This is a genomic window from Methylomarinum sp. Ch1-1, assembly GCF_030717995.2.
GTDB classification, from domain to species: Bacteria; Pseudomonadota; Gammaproteobacteria; order Methylococcales; family Methylomonadaceae; genus Methylomarinum; species Methylomarinum roseum.
Genome location: NZ_CP157743.1, coordinates 3,094,876 through 3,105,095 on the forward strand (window position 1 = coordinate 3,094,876; position 10,220 = coordinate 3,105,095).

The following is a 10,220-nucleotide window of genomic DNA, read 5'->3' on the forward strand; positions in this document are numbered from 1 at the left end:
AGGCTAAACCAGTACTGCTTTCAACATGTATTCCGGTTGACGCTTTTAGGGCGTTTAACTTTTTTCTGCTTCTTACCGGATTCGGCCCGTTTAATGCGATTGTTAGCCAATGTGATCAGTCTTTCCTGAGCCCCTATACCGTCAGCCTGGCTCTTAGGGTGGCGCTGAATATAGCGGCCATCGGACTGCATGTCCCAGACGCTGCGTTGATTGCTTAATTGCGCATCCAATATTTCCCGCAAACAGGCTTGCAACTCCGTCTTTTGCACAGGCGTGACGACTTCGACTCGACTTTCCAGATTACGCTTCATGCAATCAGCCGAACCGATGAAATACTCTTCTTCGCCGCCGTTGAAAAAATAAAAAATCCGGGAATGTTCAAGAAAACGTCCGACGATGCTGATCACTCTAACATTATCGGATATCCCCGGAATGCCCGGTCTTAAACGGCAAGTATCGCGAATAATCAGGTCAATTTTAACGCCGGCCTGCGACGCCCGGTAAAGCGCTGCGGTGATATCGGCATCCTCCAGCGCATTCATTTTAAACTGAATCAGGCCGGGCTTATCGATGCCGTGTTTGCCGATTTCCCGTTCGATTTTTTCCAGCAGACTGGCTTTCAAAACTTTAGGCGCCGTCAATAGATTGCGGTAATTACGTTTCGGCACCAGACCGGTGGTCAGAAAATTGAATAGTTCGGTCAATTCCTCTCCGATATGGGAGTCGCAAATCAAGATTCCGAGGTCGGTATACATGCGCGCGGTGCCGGCATGATAATTGCCGGTGCCAATATGGGCATAGCGTCGCAGGCCGTTATAATCCTGCCGAACCACGTAAATGACTTTACTATGGGTTTTTAAACCGACAACGCCGTAAGTGACATGAATGCCAGCCTGCTCCATCCGGTGCGCCCATTTGATGTTGGCCGATTCGTCAAAGCGCGCCTTCAGTTCCACGACGACGGCCACCTGCTTGCCGTTCAAGGCCGCATCGATCAGATACTGGATAATTTTTGTATCCGAGGAAGTTCGATACAAGGTCATTTTGATCGCCTGCACATTGACATCGCGGCTGGCCTCCTTGACAAAGCGTTCGACCGTGGTCACGAACGATTCATACGGGTGCTGCAGCAATATCACACCTTGTTCGCGTATCGCGTGAAAAATATTGGTGGCGCCGGCCAACTTCGGATGATCGCAGGGGTGATGCGGTGGATCGAGCAGATCGGGACGAGCGATTGAGGCAATCTGAAACAAATCGGACATCGCCAATAACTGGCCTACGACAAACACATCCTGTCTCTCGTTTAACCCCAGTTCCGCGGCGAGCATACCGCTTTGCAATTTATTCATCGTCGCGGCGACTTCCAATCGCACGACCGATGCGAATCTACGCTCGCGTAGTTCGGATTCGATCATTTGCAGCAAATCGTCCGCTTGTTCCTCATTCTTTTCGGTAATGGCATTACGGGTCACCCGAAAATTATCGCTGAAGGCGATGTTCATGCCGGGAAATAACAGATCGAGATTATTGGCGATCAAATCGGCTAAATCGATATAAAGCTGTTCGTCGCCGACTTGAATAAAGCGCCGCACGCCGAAACTGATCGGTACTTTTATCCTCACCAGGGTCATCTGTTGCGGCTTCGTCTCATAGACCCCGGCCAGCAGATTCAGGGACAGGTTCGAAATGAATGGGAATGGATGAGCCGGGTCGATGGCCTGCGGCGTCACCAGCGGAAAGATATTCCGAATATAGTGTTCGCGCATCTGCCGGCGCTGTTCCGCGGACAGTTGCCGATAAGAGACGATGTTTATCCCTTGTTGTTCGAGCAACTCGGATATGTGAATGAATAAGCTTTGTTTTTTGGCCTCAATGTCGCGAACCATTGCATAACATTCGTCGATTTGCTGTTGGGGGCTGCGGCCATCGACGCTGAGTTCCCTGATACCGGCGCCCACCTGCTGTTTCAGGCCGCCGATTCGCTTCATGAAAAACTCATCCAGATTGGAACTGACGATGGCCAAAAATTTAACCCGCTCCAACAACGAGGTTCGTGGATCTTCAGCCTCATGCAAGACCCGCTTATTAAATTCCAGCCAGGTCAATTCACGGTTCAGATACCATTGCGGATCGGCCGGATCGAAAGACGCGATAGCCGGCGACTTATTTTTTTCATGTTCAGAAATTGTGTTGGCCATGATCGCCCTGCTATGTTCAAAAGGGAGCTGCGCCGCCCAGCAATCGATTAATTGATTCTGCTGGCGCCTGTATCGACAAAGGTTCTAACTTTCTGTTCGACTTTGGCCCATGGAAGCAACATTGGTTTACGAAAGACGGTAACCGTCAGCAGCTCATCCTGCAGCACATAGTCCGCTTCGATTCCAAACCCCCTGATGATGCCCCGATCGGCATCTCCCAAAAACTGGATGCCGTTTTTTTTGGCCTCTTGTTTAGCCTTGTTTATCAGTTTATCGGGATGGTCAACAATCTTGACCTGTATAGACTTCGGCATTTTCATAATTATTCGGTGAAATATATGTAATCAATAAGTGGCTAAATTTTCTCATTAGTTTGAGTGATTTCATAATACCAATATTAAAAACCTTGATGATAATGGAATTTGCGTGAAACTTGACAGTTGCTATTATGCTTCTTTTATCCCGAACCGAGGTTGTGTTTAGGGCGTGTCTGTCGAGGAGCGCCGTTCACCCGGCAGCTAAATTATCCTGGAGGGCGGCAAGCGCCGCGGATCCGCCAAAGTCTGCCCGTAGGAGGCCCGCCCTCGGGCCGAATGGCTCTTTTCGCGCCGAGGGCGGCGCTCCGCCACGCGGGGCGGGTTATTTAACCCGCCTCGAACATTTGTAGGATGTGCTGAACAGCGTGAAGCGCATCAAAAAACCGGAGCGCTTCCTATCGTCAGCGCACCCTACTCACATCCGTATTGTTGCCTTTAGGCACGGTTGAATCGCTCAGAACAGGATTACGAATCGTCTCGCTCGGTACGATAGCAATTCAGTAGCGGGGAGAGTCTCCGTTAGGTAAGGAAATCCGTAAGGACATTGTGACCGACGTAAGCATCGAGGATTTCTAAGATGTCTGAGACGATTTTTTCACCAACAGTCGATCATGCTCGTCTTGCTTAACGACGACGATGGGGTCGCCATGATTCAAAGGCTCAATCGTATCGGCCGCCCAGCGCTGTTGATCAACCAACACATAGCCGCTGCGATCGAAGCTCACCATCGCCTCTCCGCATTTACCTTCCAGGTGTTTATTTTTACGCGAGCCGAAAGCCAGACTGCCGGTAATGACTAGCGTGGCGAACAGCATCGCCGCGCTGACCGCGATGCTGACCATCATTATCATGTCATGATCATCGGCCGATATCGGCGCATCGAACAGGTTTAAACTGCCGAGTATGAAGGCCGCAGCGCCGCCGATCCCGAGCACCCCAAAACCAGCGACAAAATATTCGGCCACCATCAGCGTAATGCCGAATAACATTAACAGTAAAAAGCCGACATTGACCGGCAAGGTTTGTATCCCTATCAATCCCAGCACAACGGCAATCCCCCCCAATACACCGGGAAATGTCAGACCAGGACTGAGAATTTCGACGTAAATTGCGAGTAGACCCAGAGAAATCAACATATGAGCAATCTGGGGATGGGCGATCATTTTCAATAGATAGTCAATCAAGCGCGGTTCGATCTGGCGAACTTCACGACCGGCGAGTTTCAGCGTCAATTTTTGACCCTGAAATTGAATTTCGCGGCCGTCAACAGCCTGCAGCAGCTCGGAAAATACCGGCACTACCTGATCGATCACATTGGCTTGCATGGCTTCCTGTGCAGTAAGGCTTTTCGCTTCAGAGACAAAAAGTTCGGCGATATCGGCATTGCGATGATGATGCTTGGCGATACTGCGCATAAAAGCCTTGCTGTCGTTCATGACTTTCTTGCCCATCGTACCTTCAATGTCGCCGCCGTCGCCCGCGACCGGTGAAGCGGCCCCCACATTGGTGCCGGTATTCATCACTGCAATGTGGGTGGATAACAAGATGAAGGCGCCGGCCGAAGTGGCGCTGGCGCCTGAAGGCCCCACATAACCGATGACAGGCACTCTGGAATCCGCGATTGCTCTAACCATGTCCCGCGTAGTGCTGAGCAAACCGCCCGGGGTGTTGATGCGCACGATCAGCGCCGCCGCTGAATTCGCTTCGGCGATATCGATGGCATGCTCAAGCAAGGCATAAGAGCCCGGATTGATCATCGCATCGATATCTACGAGGTAAACCGGCGACGCTGTCGACGCTGTTTCGGCCTGACTCTTGCCCTGTACTAGACCGCACATGGCAAGCAGGACCATAAACATGATAAAAACGCCGATACGCACGCTAGCCACCCGTAATTATTCAGACACCCTAACAATTGGCAAGGCCGGTACCGGCAAGCCTGACCGCTGACTTGCGATCACTTGTGCCAAATAAATCCACGGTGACTGATTTCTTTTGCGGCAGGTTTCAATGACGCTGATTAAAATAGCGAACACACGCGTCCCATTTTCCGAGCGCGTGCCATAGCAAATGCCGCGTAAAATAACCCAGTGGCGCAACGCTCGCTCCGCTTCATTATTCGTTAAGGGCTGATGCGGTTGATCCAGAACTTGAAAAATAGCTGTCCAGTCATTTAGCATTTCCGTGGCTAATGCTGCTGTTTTCTTATGTTCATGGGTTTTCATTTGTATACACATCTGCTGATAGAGCAGTAATTGCAGGCGATAAGTTTCAGAAAGTGGCGTATCAGGTGGTGTTATTCGCGCTTTGCGTACCGCACCTATCAACACAGCCAGTAAATCGTGCGTTTGTTGACCAAAAAGCTGGGCGTCTCTGTTTAAGCTTTCATTGAGCCCTTTCGCTTTACGCAGAAGATGAGCCCAGCAACGTAACCGACTCAGATATTTGCGATAAACCGTGTAGCCATCGCTCATTAACCAACCATTAAAGTCGTCGCCTAAAAGATTTTCCAATAATTCAGCGCTACGCGTAGCAATCCAATAGGCTGTGACGCGATTCGTACTGAACACCCATAACCAAAGAAAAGTCGTGTGCTCCATCCAGGAGGTTTCGTCTACATGCAGCAATTCGCTGTTAATGATTTCTTGTGCAAACTCATCTTCAAGCGGCATAGCCGCTGCGCCACTTTCATGCAGGGTATTATTGATGGTGCCAACACTTAATTTAATACCTAACCAGTCATATAAAAATTCCTGAATACGCTCACGCGATAGGCGCATACGGTAGGCAAGACAAACAATCATTGCTGCCAGTCCAGGCCCCACTAAACGCCATTCAGTTCGGCTAATACCCGGCAATTGAGCATGACTGCTACGACTGACTTCTTTGCGCGTGATATGTCCATTGGCGCACACTACTTCATAGAGAGTGTGCTTGGTATGGGTGACTAGAATGCCTGGATGCTCAACATCGCCCCATTCGACATTGATTGTTTCATACGCGGCATAGGCGATAGCATGACGCGGCTCTAATGTTTGATGGCAGCAGGCACATATTTCAGGGTAATGATCTTGATAGTGGGTAATGGCTAGCTTTTGTGTTCGGCCAAAGCCTTGTGCGCCTGGTTGTTTGCCGGGTTTGCGGGGTTCTTGATGTTCATTGTTAGGATCAGCGGACTGTTGCTGATCTTTTTTAGAAGGCGACGGGGGGGTGACGGTGTCTTCCGTTTCAGCAGACTTATCGATCTCCGTTTGTTCTTGATCGTTTGTATTATCTGTAGCTGCTTTATCCCAAGGCGCTTCGCTGCTAGGTGGACGAGAGCTGTTGCGCGAATTTTGGCTTAAGCGCTCACGCGCTTCTTTTAGGTCGTTAAGTAACTTAATCGATAGGTAACGTAATTCCTCTTCCGGTAAATTGAGAAGCTCGTCTTCATCGATTTGGCTTAGGTCCTGGTTACTGAGTTGCATGGGATAAATACTAAGGCTTCTTAATGGATTTGTACAATGTTCTTGTGTCGGTTTGTCAATTATTTTGTATTTTCAGCTAGGGTGTGTGAATACTTACAGCCACCCTGTAATTTAAGTGATATTGGCCGGATTACCCCTTCTGGTGCTCGATATGTAAATCCAGCGCTTCCAGCAATTGATTTAAATTGGTCAAATCGGCCGGAAAAATAACCGAAGTTTCCGCATCGGATAAATGAGAAATATTGTCGATAAATTTTTCCGATAAATTAAGCTTGATCGCATCTTCGCCGCCTGGTTGCACCACCGCATGGCCAATTTTCTCGATCGAATCGGCGGTCGCTCTCGCCAATGACAGAATTTCCGAAGCCCTGCCTTCGGCTTCGTTGACCAAGCGTTGTCGCTCGCCTTCCGACAAGTTGATCAATTCTCGCATCGTCCCTTCCGAGGTATTAATGCGGCTTTGCTTATCCCCTTCGGCTCTCGCCAGAATAGCGCGTTTTTCCCGTTCGGCATTCACCTGTTTTTCCATCGCTTTTTGCACCGTACTCGGTGTCTTGATATTTTTAATCTCGTAACGATGCACATGCACCCCCCAGGCGCTACCGGCTTTGTTAAGCGTATCGACCACCGCCTGGCTGATCATGTCGCGTTCTTCGAAGGTTTTATCCAACTCCAGCGTACCGATCACCGAACGGGTTGTCGTCTGCGCCAATTGCATCGCGGCATAACGGTAATCGGTCACGCCATAGGTGGCTTTGACGGGATCTGCGACAGACATGTAGATCACACCGTCGACCTCAACTTTTACTTCGTCCTTGGAAAAGCATTCCTGCGGCGGCACATCGATGGTTTCTTCTCGCAAATCCTGCATTGCTGTCACCACATCGATAAACGGGATCAGCACATGAAAACCGGGCCCCAGTGTGGCCTGGTATTTGCCTAACCTTTCGACAACCAAGGCGGTGCGAGTGGATACAATTCGGATGGAACGAAATAGCTTGACAATAATGATTAAAAAGATGACGCCCCATACGGCAAAATTAAACAGATCGGCTGGGTTCAGTTCGTTCGTCATGTTATTTTCCGCTATTTTGAGTTAAAGGCAGGTTTTGATTAAGCGCCGACAAGAGGCCTTTGATATGGGCGAGGTCGGTCGGCAAAACAGACACATCCGCCCCCTTCATCACCTCGCCGACTCTGCCGATAAAATCTTCGACCAAGCGCATTTTTACCGCCATGTCGCCGCCCGGCTGCTTGATCGCATGCGCGACTTGCTGCAATCCCTCGGCAGACGCTTCCGCCAATATTTTGATTTCGCTAGCGCGGCCCTGCGCTTCGTTGATCCGCTTTTGCTTTTCCCCCTCAGAGATATTGATCGCTTCCTGGCGATGACCTTCTGAGATCAGGATTTTCGATTCCTTTTGCGCCATCGCCAACGTGATATCCGCCCGTTTTTCCCGCTCCGCTTCCATTTGTTTCTCTAAGGTATGCACGACTTGATCCGAAGGCGAAATATTCTTGATTTCGTAACGCATGACTTTAATGCCCCATGGGTCGGAGGCTTCGTCTATTTCTCTTACAATCGAATCATTTAGCTTGTCACGTTCATAAAAGGTATCACTCAGCGTCAGCTTACCGATTTCCGAGCGCATCGTGGTCTGCGCCAAATTAATGCTGGCCAACTGGTAATTGCCAATTCCGTAACTGGCCCGTTTGGCGTCCATCACCTTCAAATACACCACACCGTCGACCGCGACCTGAATATTGTCTCGGGTGATACAGAGCTGAGCCGGAATATCGAAGACTTGCTCGCGAATTTCATGGCGATAGGCGACTTTATCCAAAAAAGGCACAACAATATGGAACCCCGGCTCCAAAACCCGCCGGAAATTACCAAAACGCTCCAGCACACATGCTTGACGCATGGGCACAATGATCATCAGGTTCCATAAAACAATACCTGCCAATAAAACGAATATCGTGAGAGCAGTCAACATAAAGTCCTCCTAAGGGTTGTTATCCGGATATTTTTGTTTGTTATTTTCTGATGAGTCTATGGCTTCCACCACCCACACCAAGTTATCGCGAAAAACGACACGAACTTTGGCGCCGATTTCCAAACCTTGATCATCGTGATAATTTCTCGCCATCCAAGTGCTGCCCCGAAAAGCAATGCGCCCCTCGCCTTTGACAGGAATGGCCTCGCATACCTTTGCGATGGCGTTATAGGCATCTAGGTCCTCGTCGGTTCTGCCATGATCGACCTGAGCGGGTATCAGTTTCTGTACCACGCCACGCAGTGCAAACAGTAAACTCGGAGAGGCGATAAACCAAACGGTGAAAGCTTGTAACCAGCCGTCAATAAGGCCGGCATAGAGACATATCGATACCAGCACGGCGGCTAGCCCTAGAAAAAAAATGATGCCTCCCGGTATCAACAGCTCTAGCAGCATCAGCGCAAAACCGCCAATTAGCCAAATGTTAGATATGTCATAGCCCAGCATGAACCGCCTTCAGCTTGTTTATTCGTGGCGCCAGGCAGACTTCGGCATTTGCTATGCAAACGCCTGCAAGCCTGACTAACAACGAAGTCTATTACAAAATACCAGCAATTCCCAATTTGGATGACAAAGAGGTCCTGTGGTGTGTGTGGCGAGGATATCGGCGGCAGGGAGTCCGTCGTCAAGCCCCCCCAAGGATGAATACACGGCGTTCCTCGACAAATACTTTGATTGTAGTCAAGAAATGCAAAAATGGTAGGGAGGCTTGACGTTAAGATTTTTAATTAGCTTGCAATGTCTCACTTGCTCCCAAGCAGGTTCATAATGCTCGCTAGCCATAAATAAACAAGAAATAGGAATTAAACAGGTAAAGAGCAAACAATAACCAGCTGTTCCAACCCACCAGTTTAAAGACCCGCCGCTCGGCACGGTAGAATAAACCGATAATGGCAAAACCGGTCATGACCAACGACGTCAAAATCGACAGCAAATGCACCGGCGAAACCGCCGCTAGGATTGGGCCGGCTCGATAACAAATATCTTCGATTGCGACGACAGCAATATTGAACAAATTGCTGCCAAATATATTGCCGATCGCCATATCTAACGCATGAATCTTGATTGCCGTGACAGCAACCACCATTTCCGGCAACGACGTGATAAAGGCGACCAGCAAGGTGCCGACAAAACTTTCTTGCCAATGCATGATCAATGCGATTTTTTTAGCCACTAACGGCAACCAGATACCGGTCACGACAACGATCATTGCGGCGACCAGATATCGCAGCATCGCCGATTTCAGCGACAACGAAGGATAAGCGTCCGCTTCTTGCTCTGCATATGCTTCGATTTGTCGATTTTCATAACTGAAAACGGTGCGCACAGTAACGATATAGAGTAGCAATATAACCGGCGTATAGATCCCAATATGTCCTAAGCCCAAAGTCTCGCCGGCATGCGCCAAAATCAGGCCCAAGCCACACACACCGATCAGCACGATGCCAAATCCGCCAGATAAGACATGGCCGACACTGGCCATGCGGTAGATTAATGTCGGACGATAAAGCAAATCCAGGATTACGATGATGACGAGATTAAAAACACAGCTGCCCAGTAATGTTCCTATCGCGATATCGGGGGCGCCGGCGAGGGTCACGGCGCTGATCCCACTGGCCAACTCCGGTATCGAGGTGACGGTCGCCATCAACAAAAAACCAATCCAGTTACCGCCCAGGCCGGTTTTATGCGAGATCGTATCGCCATAGATCGTCAACTTCACGCCGGCATAACCAATCAGCAATAAACAGGCAAAAAACTGCAACCAAGTGTCAATTAATTCGCTGATAATTACCTCACTTATAAAAACTGGTAGATGAGGATAATTATAAACAGAGAGTGCTGAGTCAGCTTATTTTTTCGGAAAAAAAGTCGACTTTTGGCTTTTCTTCTTGGAGGTCGCGCCTCTCGGACCAAATGAAGTTTTTCGCGCCGAGGGCGGCGCTCCTACGAGCATTGTGATTAATTTTCTATCTTCGTAGCGAATCATGCCCATTAAATCAGCTCATCAGCATCTGTTTTGCATAGCCAATCCGGGAGGACATTTTTTATGCTTTTTATATCTAGGCCGATAATCATCTCTATAGCGGTCTTCATAATCCCTTCTGTTTCTATCATAGTCGCTACTATGTGTTGTAAGCGCGCTCCCTAAGGCAGCACCCGCCGCACTCCCTACAA

Annotated in this window: 9 protein-coding genes; all 9 read right to left on the bottom strand. The window is 49.3% G+C overall.

Features of this window, described 5'->3' with window-relative positions:
• Positions 1–20 precede the first annotated feature (20 nt).
• Positions 21–2,201 (bottom strand): polyphosphate kinase 1, encoded by a 2,181-nt coding sequence (gene ppk1 / locus Q9L42_RS14195; protein WP_349431286.1) that lies wholly within the window; start codon positions 2,199–2,201, stop codon positions 21–23.
• A 47-nt stretch (positions 2,202–2,248) separates the two neighbouring features.
• The gene (locus Q9L42_RS14200) at positions 2,249–2,515 is read right to left on the bottom strand and encodes a hypothetical protein (RefSeq protein WP_305907746.1); all 267 of its coding nucleotides are present in this window, start codon (positions 2,513–2,515) and stop codon (positions 2,249–2,251) included.
• 575 nt (positions 2,516–3,090) lie between these two features.
• The gene (locus tag Q9L42_RS14205) at positions 3,091–4,377 is read right to left on the bottom strand and encodes an NfeD family protein (RefSeq protein WP_349431287.1); all 1,287 of its coding nucleotides are present in this window, start codon (positions 4,375–4,377) and stop codon (positions 3,091–3,093) included.
• A 36-nt stretch (positions 4,378–4,413) separates the two neighbouring features.
• Positions 4,414–5,985 carry an IS66 family transposase gene (gene tnpC, locus Q9L42_RS14210; RefSeq protein ID WP_349431288.1) on the bottom strand — a complete coding sequence of 524 codons (1,572 nt, stop codon included), beginning with the start codon at positions 5,983–5,985 and terminating at the stop codon, positions 4,414–4,416.
• Between the two features lie 130 nt (positions 5,986–6,115).
• On the bottom strand, positions 6,116–7,060 hold the full coding sequence (locus Q9L42_RS14215; protein WP_349431289.1) for an SPFH domain-containing protein: 945 nt from the start codon (positions 7,058–7,060) through the stop codon (positions 6,116–6,118).
• A 1-nt stretch (position 7,061) separates the two neighbouring features.
• On the bottom strand, positions 7,062–7,982 hold the full coding sequence (locus Q9L42_RS14220) for an SPFH domain-containing protein (RefSeq protein ID WP_305907740.1): 921 nt from the start codon (positions 7,980–7,982) through the stop codon (positions 7,062–7,064).
• Positions 7,983–7,991: 9 nt separating this feature from the next.
• Positions 7,992–8,438, bottom strand: a complete 447-nt coding sequence (locus Q9L42_RS14225; RefSeq protein ID WP_349431290.1) for an NfeD family protein — start codon at positions 8,436–8,438, stop codon at positions 7,992–7,994.
• Positions 8,439–8,817: 379 nt separating this feature from the next.
• A complete protein-coding gene (locus Q9L42_RS14230; RefSeq protein WP_305907738.1) occupies positions 8,818–9,807 on the bottom strand; it encodes a sodium:calcium antiporter in 990 nt (329 codons plus the stop codon).
• Between the two features lie 230 nt (positions 9,808–10,037).
• Entirely contained in the window at positions 10,038–10,160 is a 123-nt protein-coding gene (locus tag Q9L42_RS14235) for a hypothetical protein (RefSeq protein ID WP_349431292.1), read from the bottom strand.
• Positions 10,161–10,220 lie beyond the last annotated feature (60 nt).

Excerpts from the sequence above, each read along its gene's own strand:
- ppk1 (WP_349431286.1), bottom strand. The coding sequence starts at position 2,201 with ATGGCCAACACAATTTCTGAACATGAAAAAAATAAGTCGCCGGCTATC.
- Q9L42_RS14200 (WP_305907746.1), bottom strand. The coding sequence starts at position 2,515 with ATGCCGAAGTCTATACAGGTCAAGATTGTTGACCATCCCGATAAACTG.
- Q9L42_RS14205 (WP_349431287.1), bottom strand. The coding sequence starts at position 4,377 with ATGTTTATGGTCCTGCTTGCCATGTGCGGTCTAGTACAGGGCAAGAGT.
- tnpC (WP_349431288.1), bottom strand. The coding sequence starts at position 5,985 with ATGCAACTCAGTAACCAGGACCTAAGCCAAATCGATGAAGACGAGCTT.
- Q9L42_RS14215 (WP_349431289.1), bottom strand. The coding sequence starts at position 7,060 with ATGACGAACGAACTGAACCCAGCCGATCTGTTTAATTTTGCCGTATGG.
- Q9L42_RS14220 (WP_305907740.1), bottom strand. The coding sequence starts at position 7,982 with ATGTTGACTGCTCTCACGATATTCGTTTTATTGGCAGGTATTGTTTTA.
- Q9L42_RS14225 (WP_349431290.1), bottom strand. The coding sequence starts at position 8,438 with ATGCTGCTAGAGCTGTTGATACCGGGAGGCATCATTTTTTTTCTAGGG.
- Q9L42_RS14235 (WP_349431292.1), bottom strand. The coding sequence starts at position 10,160 with ATGATAGAAACAGAAGGGATTATGAAGACCGCTATAGAGATGATTATC.